At 69.9% G+C, this 21,494-nt stretch carries 20 protein-coding genes and 3 pseudogenes; 14 read left to right on the top strand and 9 right to left on the bottom strand.

Going from position 1 to position 21,494, the window contains the following annotated elements:
* Nucleotides 1–25: 25 nt before the first annotated feature.
* Both rpmG and AB0946_RS37085 read right to left on the bottom strand, forming a co-directional pair.
* Nucleotides 26–190 carry a 50S ribosomal protein L33 gene (gene rpmG, locus AB0946_RS37090; RefSeq protein ID WP_366765124.1) on the bottom strand — a complete coding sequence of 55 codons (165 nt, stop codon included), beginning with the start codon at nucleotides 188–190 and terminating at the stop codon, nucleotides 26–28.
* 124 nt (nucleotides 191–314) lie between these two features.
* Entirely contained in the window at nucleotides 315–1,811 is a 1,497-nt protein-coding gene (locus tag AB0946_RS37085) for an FAD-dependent monooxygenase (protein ID WP_366765123.1), read from the bottom strand.
* Nucleotides 1,812–2,412: 601 nt separating this feature from the next.
* On the opposite strand from AB0946_RS37085, the gene AB0946_RS37080 reads away from it, so the two are divergent.
* From AB0946_RS37080 to AB0946_RS37070, 3 genes are all read left to right on the top strand, one after another.
* Nucleotides 2,413–3,132, top strand: coding sequence for a hypothetical protein (locus AB0946_RS37080; protein ID WP_059265929.1), 720 nt, complete (start codon nucleotides 2,413–2,415; stop codon nucleotides 3,130–3,132).
* Nucleotides 3,133–3,235: 103 nt separating this feature from the next.
* A complete protein-coding gene (locus AB0946_RS37075) occupies nucleotides 3,236–4,654 on the top strand; it encodes an FAD-binding monooxygenase (RefSeq protein ID WP_366765122.1) in 1,419 nt (472 codons plus the stop codon).
* 22 nt (nucleotides 4,655–4,676) lie between these two features.
* Complete coding sequence (locus AB0946_RS37070; protein WP_366765121.1) at nucleotides 4,677–5,063, top strand: ethyl tert-butyl ether degradation protein EthD; 387 nt, start codon at nucleotides 4,677–4,679, stop codon at nucleotides 5,061–5,063.
* A 129-nt stretch (nucleotides 5,064–5,192) separates the two neighbouring features.
* Here the strand turns inward: AB0946_RS37070 and AB0946_RS37065 are convergent, their stop codons facing one another.
* Nucleotides 5,193–6,044 (bottom strand): MBL fold metallo-hydrolase, encoded by an 852-nt coding sequence (locus tag AB0946_RS37065; RefSeq protein WP_366765120.1) that lies wholly within the window; start codon nucleotides 6,042–6,044, stop codon nucleotides 5,193–5,195.
* Nucleotides 6,045–6,325: 281 nt separating this feature from the next.
* Between AB0946_RS37065 and AB0946_RS37060 the strand changes: the two genes are divergently transcribed.
* Nucleotides 6,326–6,781: an ATP-binding protein gene (locus AB0946_RS37060; RefSeq protein WP_366765119.1), complete on the top strand. Its 456-nt coding sequence runs from the start codon at nucleotides 6,326–6,328 to the stop codon at nucleotides 6,779–6,781.
* Between the two features lie 23 nt (nucleotides 6,782–6,804).
* Here AB0946_RS37060 and AB0946_RS37055 read toward each other — a convergent pair whose 3' ends face one another.
* From AB0946_RS37055 to AB0946_RS37045, 3 genes are all read right to left on the bottom strand, one after another.
* The gene (locus AB0946_RS37055; protein ID WP_366765118.1) at nucleotides 6,805–7,116 is read right to left on the bottom strand and encodes a putative quinol monooxygenase; all 312 of its coding nucleotides are present in this window, start codon (nucleotides 7,114–7,116) and stop codon (nucleotides 6,805–6,807) included.
* Nucleotides 7,117–7,320: 204 nt separating this feature from the next.
* Nucleotides 7,321–8,346, bottom strand: a complete 1,026-nt coding sequence (locus AB0946_RS37050; RefSeq protein WP_366765117.1) for a zinc-binding alcohol dehydrogenase family protein — start codon at nucleotides 8,344–8,346, stop codon at nucleotides 7,321–7,323.
* An 82-nt stretch (nucleotides 8,347–8,428) separates the two neighbouring features.
* A complete protein-coding gene (locus tag AB0946_RS37045; protein ID WP_366765116.1) occupies nucleotides 8,429–9,232 on the bottom strand; it encodes a glycine betaine ABC transporter substrate-binding protein in 804 nt (267 codons plus the stop codon).
* Nucleotides 9,233–9,405: 173 nt separating this feature from the next.
* Between AB0946_RS37045 and AB0946_RS37040 the strand changes: the two genes are divergently transcribed.
* From AB0946_RS37040 to AB0946_RS37025, 4 genes and pseudogenes are all read left to right on the top strand, one after another.
* Complete coding sequence (locus AB0946_RS37040) at nucleotides 9,406–10,332, top strand: LysR family transcriptional regulator (protein WP_366765115.1); 927 nt, start codon at nucleotides 9,406–9,408, stop codon at nucleotides 10,330–10,332.
* A gap of 459 nt (nucleotides 10,333–10,791) precedes the next feature.
* A complete protein-coding gene (locus AB0946_RS37035) occupies nucleotides 10,792–11,514 on the top strand; it encodes an SDR family oxidoreductase (protein WP_366765114.1) in 723 nt (240 codons plus the stop codon).
* Nucleotides 11,515–11,567: 53 nt separating this feature from the next.
* A pseudogene (locus AB0946_RS37030) lies at nucleotides 11,568–12,241 on the top strand (IS5 family transposase); the annotation flags it as partial.
* 40 nt (nucleotides 12,242–12,281) lie between these two features.
* A pseudogene (locus AB0946_RS37025) lies at nucleotides 12,282–12,503 on the top strand (hypothetical protein); the annotation flags it as partial.
* Here the strand turns inward: AB0946_RS37025 and AB0946_RS37020 are convergent.
* Nucleotides 12,503–12,673 (bottom strand): aldehyde dehydrogenase family protein, encoded by a 171-nt coding sequence (locus AB0946_RS37020; RefSeq protein WP_366765113.1) that lies wholly within the window; start codon nucleotides 12,671–12,673, stop codon nucleotides 12,503–12,505. The pseudogene AB0946_RS37025 and the gene AB0946_RS37020 sit on opposite strands and share 1 nt — an antisense overlap.
* A 362-nt stretch (nucleotides 12,674–13,035) precedes the next feature.
* On the opposite strand from AB0946_RS37020, the gene AB0946_RS37015 reads away from it, so the two are divergent.
* The 6 genes from AB0946_RS37015 to AB0946_RS36990 all read left to right on the top strand — a co-directional run bounded on the left by AB0946_RS37015 (nucleotide 13,036) and on the right by AB0946_RS36990 (nucleotide 18,184).
* On the top strand, nucleotides 13,036–13,500 hold the full coding sequence (locus AB0946_RS37015; protein WP_366765112.1) for a hypothetical protein: 465 nt from the start codon (nucleotides 13,036–13,038) through the stop codon (nucleotides 13,498–13,500).
* Nucleotides 13,501–13,559: 59 nt separating this feature from the next.
* On the top strand, nucleotides 13,560–14,030 hold the full coding sequence (locus AB0946_RS37010; RefSeq protein WP_366765111.1) for a hypothetical protein: 471 nt from the start codon (nucleotides 13,560–13,562) through the stop codon (nucleotides 14,028–14,030).
* Between the two features lie 101 nt (nucleotides 14,031–14,131).
* Nucleotides 14,132–14,563 carry a hypothetical protein gene (locus AB0946_RS37005; RefSeq protein ID WP_366765110.1) on the top strand — a complete coding sequence of 144 codons (432 nt, stop codon included), beginning with the start codon at nucleotides 14,132–14,134 and terminating at the stop codon, nucleotides 14,561–14,563.
* A 69-nt stretch (nucleotides 14,564–14,632) separates the two neighbouring features.
* Nucleotides 14,633–17,056, top strand: a complete 2,424-nt coding sequence (locus AB0946_RS37000; protein WP_366765109.1) for a glycoside hydrolase domain-containing protein — start codon at nucleotides 14,633–14,635, stop codon at nucleotides 17,054–17,056.
* A gap of 19 nt (nucleotides 17,057–17,075) precedes the next feature.
* A complete protein-coding gene (locus tag AB0946_RS36995; RefSeq protein WP_366765108.1) occupies nucleotides 17,076–17,525 on the top strand; it encodes a hypothetical protein in 450 nt (149 codons plus the stop codon).
* Entirely contained in the window at nucleotides 17,522–18,184 is a 663-nt protein-coding gene (locus AB0946_RS36990) for a hypothetical protein (protein WP_366765107.1), read from the top strand. Before AB0946_RS36995 ends, AB0946_RS36990 begins: the two co-directional genes overlap by 4 nt.
* A gap of 126 nt (nucleotides 18,185–18,310) precedes the next feature.
* On the opposite strand, the pseudogene AB0946_RS36985 reads toward AB0946_RS36990, so the two are convergent.
* Nucleotides 18,311–18,526, bottom strand: a pseudogene (locus AB0946_RS36985) (chloramphenicol phosphotransferase); the annotation flags it as partial.
* A gap of 192 nt (nucleotides 18,527–18,718) precedes the next feature.
* Entirely contained in the window at nucleotides 18,719–21,439 is a 2,721-nt protein-coding gene (locus AB0946_RS36980) for an AAA family ATPase (RefSeq protein WP_366765106.1), read from the bottom strand.
* Between the last annotated feature and the right edge of the window lie 55 nt (nucleotides 21,440–21,494).

Genomic DNA, 21,494 nt, shown 5'->3' with positions numbered 1-21,494 from the left:
ACAAGCGGGCGAGGGTGCGCGGGGCTCAGCGCTCCTCGCGGAAGAGAACGTGCGCGCCGGCCACCGGGTCGTACTTGCGCAGGACCAGCCGGTCGAGGTCGTTCAGACGGTTCTTGCGGGTCACGTAGGTGACGCCGGTGCAGGCCGTCGACTTCAGCTTGACGACGGGGCGTGTGGTGCTGCGTGCCATGAGGGACTCCTTCCGCCGACCGCCCGAGCCCGTTGACTCGAACATGTCAGACGGTTCTCTCAACACCACCACCCCGTGGCGCATTCCCGCCCCTCACCACCTCCCCCGGCGGGCCCCGACCGCCTCAGAACCGCGCGGGCAGGGCGTCCAGGGCCTCGACCGTCTCACCGGCGAAGCCGGCGGTGGCGGCGGGCTGTTCCGTCGCCCACCACACGTGTCCGTCGGGCCGCAGCAGTGCCGCGGTCACCCCGGCCCAGTGGTCCCCGCCGGTGGTGGAGAGCCGGCTGCGGTGGACCGCGACGCCGGCCGTCGCCGCCCGTTCGGACACCTCTCCCGGGACCGGGGCGTCACCCATGGCCAGCAGCACCGGACGGCCGTCGTGCAGCAGCGGGAGGATGCCCTCGCCCTCGGGGTCGTAGGCCCGGACCCCGGTGAGGGGATGGGCGTCCGCGTCGGCCGGCGGGTAGGCCGTGTCGAGTCCCGACAGCTTGCCGGCGAGCATCCTGGAGAAGTCCGGCGCGTCGGCGATCGCGTCGCTCAGCAGGGACCGCAGCGCGGTGACGTCCGGGGTGAGGCCCGTGATCAGCGCGCTCTGCGCCAGCGTGTGCTCCGCGAGTTCCTCGCCCACCGCGTGCCGTTCGGAGTGGTAGGTGTCGAGCAGCTCCGAGCCGGCCCTGCCCTGCGCGACGGCGGCGAGCTTCCAGCCGAGGTTCATGGCGTCCTGGAGCCCGACGTTGAGACCGACCCCGCCCGCGGGGAAGTGGCTGTGCGCGGCGTCCCCGGCCAGCAGCACCCGGCCGGTGCGGTAGGACGCGGCCAGGCGCGTCGCGTTGCCGAACCGGGTCAGCCAGGACGGGTCCCGCATGCCGAAGTCGGTGCCGGCGATGCGCCGTGCGGCGTCCCGGAGTTCGTCCAGTGTGAGCGGATCGCGGCGCTGGTTGAGCGGGTCGTACCCGGTGACGCGGTACCTGCCGCCGGGCAGCGGCACCACCAGGAGGCGACCGGCCTCGTTCAGGGCCTGGAACCCGGCCGGCGGCGGACTGTCCAGCACGACCTCGCCGAGGTACCCGTAGGCGGAGGTCCCGGTGCCCGGGAAGTCGACGCCCGCTTGGCGGCGCACGGTGCTGTGGGTGCCGTCGGCGCCGACGACGTACCGGGCGGTCACCTCGTAGGTGCCGGCGGGGCCCCGGACCTGGAGGGTGACGGCCGTGTCGTCCTGGGTCAGGGAGACCACCTCGTGACCCCGCCGGACCTCCGCGCCCGACTCGACCGCGTACCGCTCCAGCAGTTCCTCGGTGGACGACTGCGGGAAGGCCAGCATGAAGGGGAAGGGTGTGGGCAGCTCCCGGAAGTCCAGGCGGTTGTCCAGCATGCCGAAATGCCACGCCGGCATGGGCCGGCCGCCTGCCAGGATCTCCTTGTGGCGACCGCGCATCGCCAGTACCTCGATCGTGCGGGGATGCACGCCCAGGGCCTTGGAATGCGGGCTGCGGTGCTCCCCCTGCTCCAGGACGAGGGGACGTACGCCCGCGAGGGCCAGTTCGTGAGCGGTCCACAGGCCGACGGGGCCGCCGCCGACGATGACCACCTGGTGAGGCGCGGGCTCCCTGTCTCCGGACATGCCGTCTCATCTCCTGACGAGTAGATGCGCCGCCGGGCCGTAATGACCATGCGGTCATTAGAAGGATACGACTCTCCCGCTGTAATGACCAGTTGGTCATTTAAGGCGCCGGGTCGCCAAGGTTGCGTGCTACGCATGTGTGCGTGGCACGCAAGACCTGAGAAGGTGGCCTACGGCCACGAGACTCCCCGCCGGCCGACGGCCGGCGCCCCGGTCGCCCACCCTCGTCCAGGCCCGATGCCGATGCCACCCCACCCTGCCACCGGGCCGGGCCCGGGCGATGCGGGTCGACCACACCTACGGACGCGGCGGCGGGCAGAAGGCCGCCGACCGGCTTACCAGGAAGACCGCTACAACGCCGCGGCACAACTGTTCCAGTGGAAGTCCTCCACTTCCGACCCGGACGACCCGTCGGCCGGACTCGACCGGCACACTGCCGATCACCAGGAAGAAACCTCCGCCGCGCCGGCTACATGATCCATCCCCGAAGGACACCCGAACGCGACCACTAAGTCATGTGGCAGATGCCGACGCCGGCGGGGCCCCGCACAGTGGGGCGGGCAACCCCACCCGGACGACAGCAACCACGAGGAGTACGAGCATGAGTGATCTCGTCGAACTGGCCATCGAGGCGCATGGCGGGCTGGAGCGGTTCAGCCGTTTCTCCTCGCTGACCGCCAGGCTGCACCAGGGCGGTGTCCTGTGGGGCCTCAAGGGCAAGCCCACGGTCCTGGAGGACTGCCATGTGCGGGTCGACCTCACACGTGAGCGGGTGTCCCACTGGCCGTTCGCGCCGACCCGGAACCACTCCGTGTTCACACCGGACCGGGTCACGATCGAGACCCCGGACGGCGCGGTGGTCGAGGAACTGGACGAGCCCCGCACGTCGTTCGCGGGCTATGAGATGGAGACGCCCTGGAGCGACGCGCAGGTCGCGTACTTCAGCGGGTACACGATGTGGACCTACCTCACGTCGCCCTTCCTCCTCAAACAGCCGGGCGTGACGAGCGAGGAGATCGAGCCGTGGCAGGAGAACGGTGAGGAGTGGCGGCGCCTGCGGGTCGTCTTCCCGGACACCATCGCGACGCACAGCGCGGTCCAGACGTACTACTTCGACGGGAGCGGGCTTCTCGTCCGGCACGACTACGAGGTGGACATCCAGGGCAGCAATCCCGCGGCCCGGTACCTCATCGACCCGGTGCAGGTCCAGGGGATCACGCTGCCGTCCAAGCTGCGGATCTACCCGCGTCAGCCGGACAACACCCCGGCGCCGGAGCCGCTGATCGTCTCCGTCGACCTGTCCGACTACCGCTTCGAGTGAGCACCGGTCCGGCGAGCCGGCGACGCTCCTCGCCGAGCCGCCGACCCGTCCCCCCGGTGATACGTACGTCGACGCGGAGCCCCGGACCGACCTGGAGAAGCGCATGCCACCCTCACCCATCGCCGTGTTCCAGCGCCTCGGTGCCTCCGGGGCGCCCGCGGAGACCCCCGTCCTGTTCGGCACCGTGCATGTACTGGGCGCGGGAATCGGGGGACTGTTCGCCGCCAGGGTCCTCTCCGACCACGCGGAGCGCGTCGTCGTGATCGACCCCGATGCGGGGGAAGGGGACACGGGCAGCGCCCCACGCCCCGGTGTGCCGCAGGGCTCCCAGGTCCACACCCTGATGCCCGGCGGGTTGCGGCAGTTGGAGCGGTGGTATCCCGGAGCCACGCGCCAGGCCGAGGCCCGGGGAGCGGTGCTGCCGGGCCCGGACCGGAGCGTGTCGTACGTGGACGGGGTCCAGCAGGTCGGCACGCCCAACGTGGGCTTCCTCATCTGCACCCGGCCCTTCCTCGAAGGACTGATACGCGAGCGCACCCTCGGCCTGCCGAACGTCGAGCCGGTCACCGGCCGCGTCACGGGCCTGGTCTACGACGGTCAACGCGTCGCGGCGGTGCGGTATTCGACCGGGACGGGCGAGGCCGTCCGGGCCGGCGACTTCTTCGTGGACGCCACCGGGCGCGGCAGCCGGATGGCCGACTGGCTGGAGGCGGGGGAGTGGCCCCGGCCGCGGATGGAACGGCTCGACGTCGACGTCCGTTACGTCACGGCTCATTTCGAGCGCTCACCCGACTGGACCGGCCCGCTCAGCGGCATCACGCGCTACGGCCCGCGGTCCGGTTCCGAACGGTTCGCCGGGGCCGCGGTGAACGCCGTCGAGGACCGGCGATGGGCCGTGATGCTCGCCTCCTACGGCGACGATCCGCAGGTGTCGGACGTCGAGGGCTTCCGGGCCAGGTGCGCCGGACTGCCACCGGTCTACCGGGAAGCCGTGAAGGGCCGGCTGACCGGTGGACCCGTACCCTTCCGGCACCCCGACAACCGCTGGCGCCACTTCGAGGCCCTCGATCGCTTCCCCGCCCGTCTGGTGGTGACCGGGGAGGCGGTGGCGTCGTTCAACCCTGTCTACGGCCAGGGCATGAGTTCCGCGATGCTGCACGCGTCCTGCCTGTCGGAGTACCTGCGCGGTGCGCCGGACCTCGACGCCCCCGCCCGGCACTTCTTCGCCCTGCAACACGTGGTGGCCGGCGCGGCGTGGCAGACGTCGGCGACCGCGGACGCCGCGCGCCTGGGCCTGGCCGGGCGCCCGGGCACCGCCCCACAGCAGCGCACCGCCTGGGCGATGCGGCACGTCATGGCCGCGGCGGTGCACGACAGCCGGGTGGCCGAGGCATTCCGCGACGTCAGCTTCATGCTCGCGCATCCGGCGACACTGCTCGCGCCCGACCTCGTACGACGTGCGGCCCGGGCCAACGGGGTGCCGGACGAGGAGTTCGACCGCGAGTACGGGCCCGCGACCTGAGCGCTCAGGAAAGGGAGAGCAGATGTCCACACCGCCCACCACCGTTCTCGACCGCTACGTCGGCCTGGCCGACCGGGTCGTGACGGATCCGGCGATCCTGGAAACAGAACTGGCGAACATCCTCGCCCCGGATGCCACGGTCGACATCACCGGAACGCCGGTGACGGGCTTCCCGGCGATCCTCGGCTTCTACCGTCGGTTCATCACGATGTTCGCCGAGTCCCGGCACCTGTGGCAGACCACGGTCGACCCGGATGGCACGCTGCGGGCCGAGTGGGCCGCCTCGTTCCGCACCCCCGACGGACGCCTCGGCGTCGTCGCGGGTGTCGAGACCGCCGAACTGGACGAGGGGGGACTGATCGTCTCCCTGGTGAACACGTACACCGTTCCCCCCTCCGTCCGACGTTAGGCCGCTTCTCTCGGCCGGAGGGCGCCGGCAAGAGCCTCGGACGGGCCAGCCGGTCCGCCGGGGCGAGGGGCCGCCCCCGGCGCCGGTCGCCACCGGCGGCACGGCCCCGTCGCGTGCCTCACACCTTGCTCACTCGGCCCAGCGCCCCACCGCGGTCAGCCACGCGATGCTCGGGTTCAGCCACGCCGGGAACCTCTGTGTCATCGCCTCGAAGTACTCCGCCCGGCTGCCGGCGGCGGCGAAGACCTCCGTGGCCGCACGCAGGTAGGCGCGGGTCTCGTCGATGACGGACGCCGGATCGTCACGCTCGGGATTCTTGTGCCCGGCCACGACGGTTGCCGGGTTGAGGGCGGCCACGGCGTCGATCGCGCCGAGCCAGCTGTCGATGCCGTCCGTGCCGGCCTCGGAGAGGTACTGGTGCACCTGGTTGTAGATGACGTCGCCACCGACGACCAGGTCCAGGGACGGCACGTGCAGGAACGTCGTGTGATCGGTGTCGGTGTGCCCGGCGGCATGCGGCACGAGCGGCTGCCCGTCCACCTCGAGGCCGCCTTCCGGTACGACCTCGGCGATGACCGGGGTGTCCCCGATCAGGCCGGGGAACGCCGCTCCCCAGAACGGGTTCGGCCGGCCGCCGGGGGTGGTGCGCTCCATCTCCGCGACCGTCTCGGCCGTGGCCCACACCTTCAGCTCCGGGAACCGCTCACGCACGGGCGCCGTCGCGTACCAGTGGTCGCCGTGCGCGTGGGTGACGTAGACGCCGGTGATCGTACGGTCGAAACCGGCGGCCCACTTCGCGACGGCGGCCCCCTGCTCCGTGGTCAGCCCCGGGTCCACCAGGAGGGCTTCGCGCGGGCCGTAGACGAGGGTCGTGGACAGCGGGGACCACAGCAGCGGGCCGCCGTCCGGCCGGGGAGGCAGGGCGGTCGGCGCCAGCGGCTGCATCGGACTGACGTGTACGGCATGGGCCAAGGACACCATCGTTGTTCCTCTCGCATGGGTCGCGGGTGGAGGGGAACGGGCGCTGCCGCGTTCCCCTCCTCGCGGGTCGCCCACGACCCGCCACCGCTCATCCTGCTGCCGCCGGGCTCGGAAACGGCGGACGGGGAGACGGGGCGAGCCGTTGGGGCAACCCTTCTGCCTCAACGCGCGCGACCGTCCCGCCCATCGGACAACTCACGCGGCCGATCCGTTAGTTGGAATATCCAACTCGGTGCATCGGTTGGCCTGAACAGCGGTTCTTGCGTGGGAGGACACCGATCGTGAACAGAACACTCAGCCCTGACCGGGAAGGCGTGCCGGTGGAGGCGCGGCCCTCCGCGGGCGCCTGTCGGGTGATCAGCCTCGCCGGTTCCGGCCGGGCGGAGCAGCGGGCCCGGGAAGTGGTGCGGAACACCTGCGCGGAGTCCCTCGGGGCGAGGTTGCCGGACGCGCTCCTCGTCGTCACCGAGCTGGTGGCGAACGCGGCCGCCCACACGGCCGGTGTCCGGGGCCTGATGCTCTACCACGACCGGAACGCCACCTTGCTGACGGTCTTCGACAAGGGCGGGACGACGAGCTGGCCGCGCGCGACGGACGCGGACCCCCTGGCCGAGTCCGGCCGGGGCCTGCACCTCGTCGCCGCCCTCGCCGACTCCTGGCACGCCCGTCCGGCGCTCGAAGGCAAGGCCGTCACCGCCGTCTTCCGCACCGGCCCCCGGGCGGCGGAGTCGGACTGACCGGGCAGGGCTGTCGTCCGCCTCTACACCGCCAGCTCGGTGAGCCGCTCGATCTGGATGCCGCCCACCGTCAGCATCTCGGCGAGCTCCGCGAACCGCCGCAGGTGGTCGCTGGCCGCGTGGGCGCGCAGGTGCTCCTCGCTCTGCCACACCTCGTGCATGACCAGCAGTCCGGGGTCGTCCAGGCCCTGGTGCGGCACGTAGGTGAGGCAACCGTCCTCCTGCCGGGTGGCGGCCACCAGGGCGGGCAGCGCGTCCCTCAGTTCCTGTTCCTTGCCGGGACGCGCCTGCATGCGCGCGATGAGGACGACGGGTCCGTTCTCGGGGTGGGTCATGGCGTTCTCCGTAAGTCGTCGGGTGGCCCTGGGGGCCGGAAGCGGCCGTGCGCGTCCGCGCGGGCCCGCGCCTGGTCGGCCGCGGTCCGGAACAACTGTCCTCACCGCGGGCCGGCCGGACACGTGATTCCAGTCGCCGATGCCCGTGAACGCAGGTAATGGGCGCCCGGGGGCAGTGTTGTGCGGCCGGTGTGCGGGGGCGGCTCAGAAGCCGGTGAGGGTGATCTTGCCGATGGCGGAGCCGGACTCCATGACGCGGTGCGCCTCGCGGAGGTTCGCCGCGTCGATCCTGCCGAGGTCCTTCACGGCGGTGGTGGTGATGACGCCCGCGTCCACCAGGCGGGCGATCTGGGTCAGGATGTGCCGCTGCCGGTCCAGGTCGGGGGTCTGGAACAGGGAGCGGGTGAACATGAACTCCCAGTGGTAGGAGATGCTCTTGGCCTTCAGGACCCCGATGGGCAGGGAGTCGAAGTCGTCGATGGCGACGATCCTGCCGAAGGGCCGCAGTGCCTCGGCGTAGGCGCCGAGGTTGCCGTCGGTGTGGGCGGTGCTGAACACGTGTGTCAGGCCGTCCGGGGCCACCTCGGCGATCTGGGGGACCAGGGGCCGGCGGTGGTCGACGACGTGCCGCACCCCCATGCGGGTGGCGAACTCGACGGTCTCCGGCCGGGAGGCGGTCCCGATGACGGTCAGGCTGGTCAGGGCGCGGGCCAGCTGGGCCGTGATGGAACCGACGCCCCCGGCCGCGGCGGTGATCAGCAGGGCGCCGTCCCGGTTCAGACCGCCGTTCTCCAGGCCGAGGTGCTCGAACAGGCCCTCCCAGGCGGTCAGCGAGGTCAGCGGCAGGGCCGCGGCTTCCGTGAAGGACAACGTGGCGGGCTTGAGGGCCACGATGCGCTCGTCGACCGTGTGGTACTCGGCGTTCGCGCCGGCCCGGTCCAGGGCGCCGGCGTAGTACACCTCGTCGCCCGCCTTGAACGTCCCGACCTTCTCGCCGACCGCGACGACCGTGCCGGCGGCGTCCCAGCCGAGCACCTTGATCTCGCCGCCCGGGTCGTTGCTCTGCCGGACCTTGTAGTCGACGGGGTTGACCGCGACGGCCTCGACCTTCACCAGCAGGTCGTGCGGGCCGGGCTCAGGGACGGGCAGTTCCACGTCGACCAGGCTCTCCGGGTCGTCGACGGGGAGGCTGTTGCGGTAACCGACGGCCCGCATGGTGGTCTTGTTCATGGGTAGATCTTCGCTTTCCGTGTGCTGCTCGAAGGGGTAAGCGGCCGGGTACGGGCGCGCCGCCGCGTCCTCGCGGCGCGGGTCACGGCGTCAGGGCGTGGCCGTGCTTCGCGAGGTAGCGGTCGGCGGCCCGCAACGGGGTGAGGCCGTCCACGTTGATCAGGGCGTCGATCTCCTCGACACCGTCATTGCCCAGGTGCAGGCTGTCGAGCCGGGCGACCGCGTCGGGGTGCAGGTGGTCCAGCGCGTCGAGCCGGACGACCACACTGGCGTCGTCCACGGTGCCCAGCAGGCCCTTGGGCTCCTTGAGGGGGCGCAGGCCGTAGAGGCGGTTGAGGTACTGCGGGCGCCACAGCGGGACGACGAACCACTCCCGCGCGGCGACACCGCGCTCCACCCGGGAGAGGAAGCCGGACTCGGTGCCCGGAGCGAAGGCGTAGCCGAGTTCGCGCAGACCGTAGGCGTCCACCATCCGGGCGGAGAAGCGGCTGATGCCCGCGCCCGGGTTGATGCCGTCGATGGTCTTCGTCATCCGCCCGGCCACCTCCGGCCGCGTCAGGTCGGCGACTTCGCGCACCGCGTCCTCGGGGACGTGGGGCGGCACCGCCCACACGCAGTACGGCCGGTAGTGCGGCGCCAGCACCCGGACCCGGTCCCGGTAGCGGGAGAGGTACGTGTCGTGGCTGGAGGGCAGCCACGCGGAGACCAGGACGTCGACTCCGCCCTCCTCCTGGAGCCGGAACAACTGCTCGTGCGGTGCCTCCACGCTGTTCACCCGGTGGCCGTGGGCCTCCAGGACGCGGCGCGTGACCGCGGCGGCGGCACGGTGGAACGACAGAGCGATGTTGCCCACGGTGATGGTCGGCTCCGAGCGGGAGGGTGACATGATGACTCCTTGGACATGTGCGCCTGAGCTGCGGAAACTCCGCCATGTATGACCGGGTGTGCGGAGTCGTCCGACTCCTTCGGGCCGTCCGTTCCCCGGCACGCGCTCATCGTGCTCCCGCATCCGCCCATAAGTCCAAGAACTCTTCCGCATTCTTTCTATAAGCTGAGCACATGCCAACGCTGCGACAGCTGGAGTACCTGGTGGCCATCGTGGACGAGGGGTCGTTCACCCGCGCCGCCGAAAGCCTCAACGTCACCCAGCCCGGGCTCTCCCACCAGTTCCAGGCACTGGAACGGGAGGTCGGCGGGCCGCTGCTGGAACGGCTGCCGCGCGGCGTGCGGCTCACCCCGGCCGGCCGGTCGATGCTGCCCCACGCCCGGGCCGCGCTGGCCGAGGCAGGCCGGGCCACCGTCTCCGCCCGCCGCGCCGCCGGCGTCTCCACCGGCGAGCTGCACCTGGCCACCCTCTACTCGGTCAGCGCGGGCGTGCTGCCCACGGTCCTGGGACTGTGGCGCCGCAAACACCCCGGTGTGCGCATCCGGTTGTTCGAACACCGCCGGAGCGACGAGATGGCGCAGGCCATGACCGCGGGCCAGGCCGACGTCGCCCTGGGGCCGCTGCCGGAGGACTGGGAGGGCACCGCCCGGCACATCGGCGCCGAGGAGTTCCTGGTCGTGACCCGCTCCGACGACCCGGTGGCACTCGCCGACCGAGCGCCGGACGTCCGGCTGGCCGACCTCGCCGAGCGGGAGTGGGTGCACTTCACCCCCGACAGCGGCCTGTCCGACATCCTCGAACGGGCCTGCGACGCCGCCGGTTTCCGGCCCCGGGTCGCGGTGCGCACCGAACAGGCCGCGTCGGCCATCGGGTACGCGGCGGCCGGACTCGGGCCCACCCTCGTGCCCGCCAACACCATCCCGCCGCATTTCGCCGGCGCGTTCCTGCGCCCCGACCCGCCCCTGCGCCGGCAACTGACCGGCTACACCCGCACCAGCCCGGACCCGGTGACCTCGTCCTTCCTGGAGACCCTCGGGGAACACGCCCCGCTGATGCCCGCCCACGTCGCCAGACGCCTGCGCAAGGGCGGAAGCCGGTAGCGGACCGACGCCGGCGGGTGGTCCGGCCGGCACGCGCACACCCGTCCCGTCCCGGGCCGGGGGCGGACGTGCCACGGGCCGCCCCGAGGCGGTCGGCGGCGGTCTCCCCGTCCGGCCAGGGAGTCGCCGCGCCGCCGCCTGCGCTGGGGCGGTAGCCGGTGGCGCGGACCGACGCCAGCGGGTGGTTCGGCTGTCCGCCGGTCGGCATTCGCGCACCCGTTCCGTCCCGGCCGTCAGCCGCCGCGAACCGCGTCTCGGCTGACGCCCCGGCCCGGATGTTCGGCTTACCTCCCGGCCACCTGCCGCTGTCTGCGCGAGTGGACCGCGTAGGAGCGTGCGTCATAAGTGGAACTTATGGGGAGCGACGAAAACAGTCATTGGCCTCATCGGCCTCCGGGGGAGAAGAGTGACGCCCGTGCCCCATCGGCCGCGCCACGGCGCTCACCCAAGGAGATTCACGTGACCACGCAGGAACGTACCGGACAGCGCATCGTCGTCATCGGGGCCGGCTCCGCCATCGGACGGCACCTCGCCCGCACGGTCTCGGCCGCGGGCGCCGAAGTGGTCCTCGCCGGGCCGGACCTCGGCAGGCTGAAGGACACGGGCGGTGAACTGACCGGCCCGTGGCGCACCGTGGAGTTCGACATCACCGACGACGGGTCCGCCGCGCGGCTGGCGGACGAGGTCGGCGCCTTCGACCACCTGGTGTCGACAGCGGCGGTGCCCGCCAACGGACCGCTCGCCGAACTGGACCCGGCCGACGTCCGGCGTGCCTTCGCCGCGAAGGTGACCGGTCCGCTGTTCATCGCCAAGCACCTGGCCGGTCAGGCGCGCGAGGGCGGTTCCCTCACCTTCTTCTCCGGGGTCGCCGCCTGGCGCCCGGCCCCCGAGCGCACCGTCATGGCGACCACCAACGGCGCCCTGGCCTTCCTCGTCCAGGCCCTGGCCGTCGAGATCGCCCCGCTGCGCGTGAACGCCGTGTCCCCCGGCATCATCGACAGCGGTGCCTGGGACAGGCTCGGTGACGCCAAGCCTGGTTTCCTCCGGCAGATCGCCGGCAACAACCCCGCACGGCGCGTCGGAACGGCGGACGACGTCGTCAAGGCGGTGCTCTTCGCCATGGACAATCCGTACGTCACCGGAACGGTGCTGCACGTCGACGGCGGCGGACGCCTGGCCTAGGACTTGTCCGGCCGATCATGTGACTACTTCGCAGTCGTGTCGTTGATGTGGACATGGGGCGGGGCGATCTGACGGATGCCGAGTGGGAACGGCTGCGGCCGTTCCTGCCGGTCAGCAACAGGCGTTGTGGCAGGTAGCGGGATCACCGGTAGGTGATCGACGGGATTCTGCACCGGGTGCGGACCGGTGTTCAGTGGCGTGGCCTGCCCGAACGGTTCGGCCCATGGAAGACGGTGTATGAACGCCACCGCCTGTGGTCGGCCGACGGAACGTGGGAACGCCTGCTCCAGCAGGTGCAGGCCGAGGCCGATGCAGCTGGGGAGATCGACTGGGACATCTCGGTCGACTCCACCATCGTGCGGGCACATCAGCATGCTGCCGGCGCTCGCACCGAACCACCGCCAGCGCCCGCCTCAAAGGGGGCCGAACCGGCAGAACACCAGGGCGAAACGCCGTGGCAGAGCCTCGTCGCCCGCCTGGTGGAGGTGGTGCAGGAGCTGAGGGCCTGGGCCGCTCGCGGGGCGGGTTCACCACCAGGCTCCACCTGAGTGCGGACGGCCGCTGCCGCCCGCTGTCCTTGATCGTCACACCGGGACAGCGGGCGGACTGCACGCAGTTCACGCCGGTGCTGGAGAAGATCCGCGTCCCGCGGATCGGGCCGGGCAGGCCGCGCAAGAAGCCTGAGAGCCTCGCGGCGGACAAGCTGCCCGCCCACCCCAGCCGTAACACCGCCCTGCTCACCCTGGCCACCGACCTGCCCGCTGCCAGACGGGCGTCGCCGCTGGGCCTGGCTCGACCTCGTCCGGGAGCGGGCCTGCCGACGCACCCACCGTGACTCGTCGCCTGGTCACGCCTATGACCTTGACGATCAGCGCATCACCGACGAACCGGGCGTCTACCTGGCGCTCGGCGAAGCCGTGAACGGGCCGGGCGGCTACTTCGGCGGCTGCCTCGCAGCCCTTGACGACTGCCTGGGCGCGACCTTCGGCTAGACCGCACCCGCAACCCTGATCTGGCGGAACGCCGCGACCGCACACGCACACCTGTAGATCTCCTCCTGGGCGATTCGCATGTCCGGCGCCACCCGGCCGAAGATCGTCGGCTCCGCGAAGAAGCCCCGGTCGTACGCCTCCCCGCCGAGCCGGCCACCGCCGATCACAACCTCGGCGCCCTTCTCCCGGCCGATCCCAGGTAGTCGAGGACCCGGGCCTGCTGGCGGGCGCGAGAGCGGACCGACAGCGGTGAAGTCGCGCCCCCATCTCGGTCAGCTGTGACATCGATGTCATGTTTCGGCCAATGATCGCCTCCATGGAGTCATTGCGTGAAGATCCCTTGAAAGCGGAATCATTCCTGGGCGACGCTGGGGCGCGTTCATGTCCGATCGCCAACTCCGGTCACAGCGAGGAAACTTTCATGGGACTGGCCATCCGTGCCGCTCTGTTAGCTGTTGCTCTCGCCGGGGCCGTCGCTGCGCCGGCGGGCGCGGCCTCCCAGAATCAACCACGTTCCGAAGCAAGGCCGTTGGCCGCGCAGTCCACCGTGGTGAGCGGGACGGGCGGTCTCAGTGTCGCCGCCAAGGCCGCGAGCGGGACCGAAGAGGTCCTGAAGGCCGACACCGCCGCCGCGGTCGCCGCCGCCAATGTGTGCGGACCGGGCTACACCATCTCCGTGAGCGCAGCGCGGTATGGCACCTACGGCACCGCATACACGTGGTGGAATGGCACCTACAGCGGTAGCAACACTCTGTACGACCGGCCCATCTGCGCCGTGTTCTTCAACGACACCGGCATCACGCACTACATGGGCGTCCGGCTCAAGGACAACTACACCGCCACTGCGGACTCCGAGGATTTCGGCGCCTTCTCCCAGTACGCCGGTCCCGTCTACCAGAGCAAGGGTTACTGCGGCCAGGCGTACTCCTACATGGAGGACGCCACCGGCAAGGTCCTGGTCGACAACTACCTCAGCGTCGGAACATGCGACTGACGCACCTCCCCTCCCGCCCGCTCCGCCCCGGCCCGGCCACACCGTGGAAGGGCCGGGGCATGTCCGGCCTCGCCGTACTGCTCCTGACGACCGGTTGCGGCGCCGGGGAGGATAACGCCCACCCCCCTGAGACGCCGACCGCGGTGGTCTCTCCGTCGACGCGGCCGGACACGCCGTCCGCCGTCGCCACCTCCGGAGAACCAGCAGAGGACGCCGAGCCGACGCCCTCCTTCTCGCAGGACGGCGCCACCAAGGTGCTCCTCTACGGCGACCTGAAGGTGTCCGCCACCCCGGAGGCTGACGGCGTGCGGACCACGGTCACCGTGCGCAACGACACCGAGGACAGCGCCAACTACTACATCGAGATCAGCGTCGGGAACGGCGTCGACTGGGTAGCCTCGAACACCTACCGCATGACCGATGTGCCTGCCCATGACAGCGACAGCCAGACCAGCACTATTGGCGGCGTCCATCTCGGGCCCATTCCGCAGCACCCGAAGATTTACGTCGACCGGATGGAGCAGTACTGAATCGGGACGCGGCGTCTACCGGCCCGAGGAGGCGCTGTCACCAAGAATCCACCATAGTCGCGTCGATCGACGCTCGCTTCAACCGCCTCACCGCCACCGAAGTGACCGTGGAGGACACGGATGGCCTCGACGCCGATCACATACCTCTGGCGTTCCCCCCAGGACGCCGACCAGAAGATGGCCCGCTGAACGGGGTCGACGCCGCCGGCGTGTACTGGAAGGCCCACCTCGCGTCCGACGAGTCGGTCCGCTCATCCCCGGTTGGCGACAGCAACGGAGCCGTCTCCCAGACCCCGGTGATCGCGGCCTCTTCCGGTGTGCTCGCCGCAGCCAGACCACACTTCGTTCAGGGCCGCGGTTACGACCCGTTCCACGACGCACACCACCAGTCCGTCGCCGAATGGACGCCCGTCCTCGCCCCGGCGACCCGAGCCGCTACCCCCGCACTCGGGCTCGCCGCCGGTCTCCTCGTCGGCCTGTATCCGTCCTGGCGCGCAAGCCGCATCCAACCCGTCGAAGCACTGCGGCACTGACCTCACTTCCCTGGCGCGATCCGCCCGGATCGCGCCGCGTGCACCTGGTTCCATCCGAAAGGAACAGCTGTGGCAGACGAACAAGTCCTCAAGGCCCAAAAGTGGGTCAACTCCAACTACGGCAGCGTCGCCGGCTACGTCGCCTGCCCGGAGAACGGCCAGACCGGCTGGGGGACCATGAACTCCCTGGTCATGGCACTTCAGCACGAACTTGGCATCAGCCCTGTCGTGGCGTCCTTCGGCCCCACCACGGCGTCGAAGTTCGCCGCCCTCGGCGACATCGGCTTCGAGTGGGACACCAACCGCAACATCGTTGCCATCCTCGAGTACGCCCTGTGGTGCAAGGGCTACTGGGCCGTCGAGCCAGGCAGTGAGGGCTGGTTCACCGGTGTCACCCGTGATGCCGTTTCAAAGCTGCGATCCAACATGGGCATTGGTGGCGAAGGAGTCATCAACGTCCAGGTCGCCAAGGCCTTGATGAACATGGATGCCTACATCGTCGTGGCGGGCGGAACCGACGGGATCCGCGAGATCCAGCAGTGGCTCAACGGCCGCTACTGGACCAAGAGCGCCTACAGCATCGGCCCGTGCGACGGCATCTACTCCCGCGACGTCCAGAAGTCACTGATGATCGCCCTGCAGTACGAACTGGGCATCGCCGCTCCGAACGGTAACTTCGGGCCAGCCACCCAGGCAGGGTTGCAGTCCCACACGCTCACCCAGGGCGCCTCCGGAGTCTTCGTCCAACTCTTCTCCGCCATATGCCTCTTCAACTCGCCCACCTACGACAGCGACGGCAACGACGTCAACACGACATGGCGCTCCTCCTACGACTCCGGGCTCACCCAGTGGGTCCAACTATTCCAGCGATTCAACAAGTTGACCGTCAACGGAAACGGCGACTACGAGACGTGGGCGCAGCTACTAGTCTCCATGGGAGACCCTGATCGCGCTGTGACCGGCTCGGATACGCGGTACGAGATCACCAGCTCCCGCGCCAAGTGGCTGTTCGACCACGGCTACCGATTCGTTGGCCGTTACATATACGACCCGCCCGGCTCCACTCTCGACAAGGAGATCAAGCCGGGTGAACTGGACGTCATCTTCGGGGCTGGCCTCAAGGTCTTCCCGATCTACCAGGACAATGCCCGCCAGCTCGCGGACTTCACCTACACCAACGGCTACTCACACGGTCTGAACGCACACAAGTGCGCCTCCGACTACGGCTTCAACCGCGGCACCACCATCTACTTCGCCGTGGACTACGACGCGACCGGCGAGGAGATCGCCAGCTCCATCGTGCCGTACTTCCACGGCGTGCAGGCAGCCCTGGCCAGCCAAGGAAAGAGGTACACGCACGGTGTGTACGGATCCAGGAACGTCTGTAGCACCGTGAGCAACAAGACGTTCGCCCGTTACTCCTTTATTTCCGGCATGTCCTATGGGTTCTCCGGAAACCTCGGCTTCCCCATCCCCAGGAACTGGACCTTCAACCAGATCAAGGAATTCCACGTCACCAACGGCTCCGACGGGTTCGATCTGGACAACGACGCGGTCTCCGGCCTCGACCGCGGCGTCTCGTCGGTGAGCGACGCAGGTGGCCCTGCCGACGACTTCATCGCCTACGTCCAAAAGCTGTACGACCTGGCGGGCTCCTACGGCGCCGGCGGCCAGAAGCGCAGTCAGCTCGTCATGGAGTACATCCGCCACCATTCATACGGCGACAAGGACCTCGCGAACAAGGTCGGCTGGTGGTACCTCATCGGCTCGTACGACGGCGGGTTCGTCGACTACTGCAACTCCAACGGCATGAGCGTCAAGGCCCTGTTCACCGATCCCTTCACCGGCTACCAGCTCGGCGCCGAGCACATGATGGCCACGGCCAACGCCCACCTCCTGACGGCGCAGCCGGACAACAAGAAATCGGCAAACGGGGGCGATGTCGGCGGTTGGGCAGGCGACTTGATGACGTTCTGGGCCGATTGGCGCAACTCCGAGCAGGAGTATGCCGATCCGCTACAGTTCGCCCACGCCAAACTTGCGGTACCCGGAGTCAATTCATCGTTCGGATTCAACGATCTCATCGAGGACGCCGACGGATACCTTATCGCCCGGGCCGTAAATGGCGGCAAGACCATCGTCGACGCTGTGAGAGACCACTACAACGGCGGCGGCGGTCTCAAGCGTTTCAACGACTACTTCACCAACAGGTGGGGCAACGCCACCGACTGCAAGACTTCCGCGCACAACGCCTTGACCGCGGTGGACGCGACGCTATCCGTCGCTCAGCTCCAACTCATCACCCTCGCGGGAGTGGTGTCTCCGAGCGACTACCAAAACCTCCCCGGCGGCGGTGACAAGCTCAGCAATTTCGAGCAGGGCTTCGTTGACGCACTGCTGGCCCGTATGGGAACGGAGACCACCAAACTGTCTCTGTACCAGGCGAACCACGAAAAGTACCTCAAGGCAGCCCGCTCACGCGCCGCCCAGTGACGACGGATAGAACTACGGAATGAAGCAAGCAGGAGCCCTTATCGCCGCACTGATCCTCGTCGTCTGGTTGGTGTGGAACCTATGGAATGTCTTCCGCATCGTGACCGGACTTCGAGACCGATCATGGCGGCGCCCGCTGTGGTGGGCACGCGTGTGCTCTGTCTCTCTCTTCGCGGGCCTCTTGGCGTGGACCTGGGGCGTGTTCAGAACAGGGCTTGATGTCCGCGAAACGTGCCAGTTCGTCCATCACGTGCACTACGACAGGGCGTACAGGGATGCGCACGCTGCGGAGTTCCAGAAATTCTTCCCACTGCACAACAGGTGCAATGCACACTTCGATCTGGTGCCCGTATGGGTCAACCCGTCCCTTGTGGTGTGCGCCGTCATCTCCATCGTCGCCATTGCCGTCCTCGTGAAGTTCGGCATCACGCACCTCACTCGCTTGCCCCGAAAGGAAAGTCAGTCATGACCCAGACTGGTCTGTCACGACGTCGGTTCATCGGCGCCACGTCCGGCGCTGCGGCAGCCGCAACACTCGTCAACCTCAGCGCAACCGCAGTGGCCTCCGCCGACACTCGCACGTGGAAGAGCGCAACGTCGAAGAACGGCTGGTCCGTCTTGGACGAGGCAACAGCATTCACCATTGAGGGCAGCGGCCGGAAGGTCTCACTCGCTAAAGGCGACGCGGCCACGATCCTGCTGCACGTGGCCCGAAGATTCCACTACGAGATCGACTCCCTGCGGGCCGGTGACGTTCACGGTTGGACCATCAACCGTGAGGTGGCCGAGGCATACGAGTCGAACTACCTGTCCGGAAGCGCGATAGCAATCCGGCCCGTCGCGTATCCGGTCGGCGCGAAGGACAACCTGTACCCGAACGAACTTGTCGTCGTCCGCGACATCCTCGCTGAACTTGATGGCGTCGTGGCCTGGGGCGGTGACTTCAAGACGCCGAAGGAATCCCACTTTGAGATCGCGCTCAAGCCCAGCCACCCCCGTGTAAAGGGGGTGGCTCGCAAGGTACTCGGGTGGAACGACGGCCCGGGCAACCACGGTGCCGGCGCAACCGACGCCTTCGACCCAAAGCGCCTCAAGGTATCTCGCACGTTCACGCAACGCACATCTTGACTGGTTGGTGGTCTTGCTGTCAGGCAGGGGCTGCTCCTCACCGCTTGAAGGTGTGGGTGCGCGGCCGACCGGCTGCGCACCAGCACAACGCACCTGGCTGGGCCGCGGCTTCGATGCCGCGGAGCGCCGTCGCAGGCGAGTGAAGGTGGTGGGGCTGGGACGGTGCGGGAGAAACTCCTTGATCTGCTGGCTGGGCGCATCCGCGCGGGCTCATCATGCTGGTGTCGCACTCAGGTCGTAGTCGCCGTGGCGATGAACCAGGTCGTATTGGTGCTCCGCGAGGCCCGAGGGACGGTCGCCTCGGGCCTGCTCACGGCGTGCCAGTTCGCCCAGCGGGCAGTGGAGACGCCTATCGGGCGCCCGGCTGTCCTGCCCCATCCTCGACTCCTCTGGAGACGACGTGAGTACCCCCACCGCCACCCGGCTGCAGGCCGCGGACGCGAGCGTGACCGTGCTCAGCAACACCGCCTTCGTCACCGACTGGGCCCGCCGCTAAACAGCACACCTAGGGCCTCTCGTTTGCATCACGCCGGATCAGCCGGGCGTGTCGGACGCGAGGGCGGCGGCGAGCTGCGTCCGCCGGTTGATCTGCAACTTCGCGTAGACCTTGTACAGGTGCGCTCCCACGGTGCGGTGGGAGAGGTACAACTGGTCGGCGATCTGCCGGTTCGTGTACCCCTGGGCGGCCAGCCGGGCGACGTGCAGTTCCTGCGCGGTCAGCACGGCTCCGGCGTCGAAGGTCTGGCGCGGCTGTGCCGACTGCACGGTGCTGCCGGCGGCGCCCAGCTCCCGTGCCGTTCGTTCCACGAGCGGTGCCGCGCGGTGTGACTCGAAGACGGGCAGCGCCGCGGAGAGATGGCTGCGCGCCTCCACGATGCGGCGTTCCCGGCGCAGCCACTCGCCGAAGAACAACCGGGTCTTGGCCAGGTCGAGGAACGCGGTGCTCCCCTCACCGTGTCGTATCGCCCGCTCGAAGTGGACGCGGGGATCGCCGCCCCGCGGCAGGAGCGCCAGCGACCGTTCGACGAGCATCGCGAGATGCCCGGAGTCGCCGGACGCGAGGGCGGCCGTCGCCATGTCGAGCCAGCCCTCCACCACGTCCGGCCGGCCGGCACGCACGGCCGTGTCGGCGAGGTCGCCGCCCGCCCAGACGCCGACGGGCGGGTGCTCGAGACTTGCCAGCAGGTGGACGACCGCCTCCTCGGCGTGACCCTCGTTCGCCGCCACCTGGGCGGACGCCCAGGACGCCACGGCCGCCACCCGGGGGATCGGGGTGGGGCCGGACAGTTCGCCACAGGTGTCCAGGGCGGCGGTCGCGAGCTCGTGTTCACCGCGCCACGCGCGTGCGCGTGCGATGTTCGCGGTGGCGAGGGCCCCGATCACCGGCAGATCGAGGTCGTAGCTGAGGCGCAGCGCGAGTTCCGCGTCGGTCAGGCCGGCGGCGATCGCGTTGGCGGTCACGCGGACGGTGCTGCGTCCGGAGAGGGCCACCGCCACGTCACCGGCCCGCGCCGACTGGTGGAACATGTCGATCCCGGCGCCCCAGACCCGGTCGGCGACGGGGAGGTCATGGGTGTCCTCGACGGCGAACGCCAGGCAGTTCAGCAGTGTCGCGTACCCCTCGCGGGCCTCCCGCTGCATGAACGACAGCGCCTTCTCCACGGAGCCGATCCGGTCCGCCGGGCTGACCAGCGCCAAGCCGATGTCCCGGAGGACCCGCTGCGGCTCGGTGGCGGCGTCGGCCCGGCGCAGCTCGTCCGCGACGGCCGCCGCGAGGTCGGGAGAGGTGTCCTGACGGAGGAAACTGCGCACGGCGGCCCACGTGAGGACCTCCACCCGGTCGGCGGGATCGCTGAGTCTCCGCGACAGCGCGACGAGTTCGTCGCCGCCGCGCCCGAGGAGTGCCGAGCTGGTGCCGGCGAGCATCCATTCGGTACGAGCCAACTGCACCGTCGACGCCTCGTCGGCGACGATCGGTCTCGCCTCGGTGAGCAGGGCCACGGCGTCGGCCGTCGCGCCCGCCTGCCGTGCCGTTTCCGCGGCCATCACCGTGCGCCGTGCCCGGTCCGCCGCCACCGGGGTCAGCGCTGCCGCGCGCCGCCAGGCTGCGGCGGCCTCGGTCCGCGCACCCCGCCGGCCGGCCGTCACGGCGAGTGCTTCGAGTTCGGCGGCGACGTCCTCGTCCCAGCCGGCGACGGCCGCGGCCCGGTGCTGGACGGCGCGTGCGGGCTCGACGACGACCGCCGCGAGTTCGGTGTGCACGCGCGACCGCGCGCCGAAGTCGGCGCTGTCATACACGGCCGAACCCACCAACGGGTGACGGAACTTGTACGTGCCGGCGGTGAGCGTGATCAGCCCGAACCTCTCGGCCGGCGCGAAGTCGCCCTGGTCCAGGCCGAGGTTGCGGGCCGCCGCGAGCACTTCGTAGCTGCTCGAATCCTCCGCGGCGGCGGCGACGAGGAGGGCGTGCCGCGTCGCAGGCGGCAACAGGGCGACCTCGGCCAGGAAGGAGTCCTCCAGACGCCTGCCCATCGGAACACGGTCTCCCTCGGCGGATGGCGGCCCTTCGGCCCAGGAGGGATTGGCCGACCATTCGGTCAGGGCGAGCGGGTTGCCCAGTGCGCGCTCGACCAGACGGCGCCGTTGCGGCAGCGTCAGGTCCGGCGCGCGCAGGGCGACCAGCTTCAGCGCGTCCTCCTGACCGAGCGGCGCCAGCGGCACGTGGTGCCTGAAGTGCGACTTGCGGTCGGGGTAGACGCGATCGGTCCGGCTCGTGGCCAGGAGCAGCGCCGGCATGACGCTCATGCGGGCCGCGAGGAAGGTGACGATGTCGGCCGTCGACCGGTCGAGCCAGTGCAGGTCCTCGACCAGCAGCACGAGGGGCCCCCGGGCCGCGGCCTCCTCCAGCAGTCCGAAGGCGGCGAGCCCGGTGATGAAACGGTCGGCCGGCTCACCCTCGGCGCCGAACGCGACCTTCAGGGCCGTGCGCTGGCGCGGCGGCAGGGCGTCGACACGGTCGAGCAGGGGCAGCAGCAGTTCGTGCAGGCCCTCGAATCCGGCCGCGCCGGCGCCACGGATGCCGTGGCAGGAGAGAACCGTGAATCCTGACGAGGCCGCGGCTTCGACGACCGCGGACGCGAATCTGCTCTTGCCGATCCCCGCTTCCCCGTGCACGAGTGCCGAGGCGCCGTGCCCCTCGCGCGCCGCCTCGACCAGGGCGGTCAGCTGTTCGAACTCCGGTTCCCGCCCTATCACACAGCCACCTGTACCGATGTGTCGCGACATGCGCTACTGCAAGTCGATCAACCGC

This window comes from Streptomyces sp. NPDC046870 (assembly GCF_040704595.1).
GTDB classification, from domain to species: Bacteria; Actinomycetota; Actinomycetes; order Streptomycetales; family Streptomycetaceae; genus Streptomyces; species Streptomyces argyrophylli.
This window is presented reverse-complemented; position numbering and strand designations above follow the sequence as displayed.

What these genes read in the sequence shown, in the direction of transcription:
- AB0946_RS37080 (WP_059265929.1), top strand. Translation starts at nt 2,413, where the DNA reads ATGAGTGATCTCGTCGAACTGGCCATCGAGGCGCATGGCGGGCTGGAG.
- rpmG (WP_366765124.1), bottom strand. Translation starts at nt 190, where the DNA reads ATGGCACGCAGCACCACACGCCCCGTCGTCAAGCTGAAGTCGACGGCC.
- AB0946_RS37055 (WP_366765118.1), bottom strand. Translation starts at nt 7,116, where the DNA reads ATGACCCACCCCGAGAACGGACCCGTCGTCCTCATCGCGCGCATGCAG.
- AB0946_RS37040 (WP_366765115.1), top strand. Translation starts at nt 9,406, where the DNA reads ATGCCAACGCTGCGACAGCTGGAGTACCTGGTGGCCATCGTGGACGAG.
- AB0946_RS37065 (WP_366765120.1), bottom strand. Translation starts at nt 6,044, where the DNA reads ATGGTGTCCTTGGCCCATGCCGTACACGTCAGTCCGATGCAGCCGCTG.
- AB0946_RS37075 (WP_366765122.1), top strand. Translation starts at nt 3,236, where the DNA reads ATGCCACCCTCACCCATCGCCGTGTTCCAGCGCCTCGGTGCCTCCGGG.
- AB0946_RS37010 (WP_366765111.1), top strand. Translation starts at nt 13,560, where the DNA reads ATGTCCGGCCTCGCCGTACTGCTCCTGACGACCGGTTGCGGCGCCGGG.
- AB0946_RS37085 (WP_366765123.1), bottom strand. Translation starts at nt 1,811, where the DNA reads ATGTCCGGAGACAGGGAGCCCGCGCCTCACCAGGTGGTCATCGTCGGC.
- AB0946_RS36990 (WP_366765107.1), top strand. Translation starts at nt 17,522, where the DNA reads ATGACCCAGACTGGTCTGTCACGACGTCGGTTCATCGGCGCCACGTCC.
- AB0946_RS36995 (WP_366765108.1), top strand. Translation starts at nt 17,076, where the DNA reads ATGAAGCAAGCAGGAGCCCTTATCGCCGCACTGATCCTCGTCGTCTGG.
- AB0946_RS37045 (WP_366765116.1), bottom strand. Translation starts at nt 9,232, where the DNA reads ATGTCACCCTCCCGCTCGGAGCCGACCATCACCGTGGGCAACATCGCT.
- AB0946_RS37050 (WP_366765117.1), bottom strand. Translation starts at nt 8,346, where the DNA reads ATGAACAAGACCACCATGCGGGCCGTCGGTTACCGCAACAGCCTCCCC.
- AB0946_RS37070 (WP_366765121.1), top strand. Translation starts at nt 4,677, where the DNA reads ATGTCCACACCGCCCACCACCGTTCTCGACCGCTACGTCGGCCTGGCC.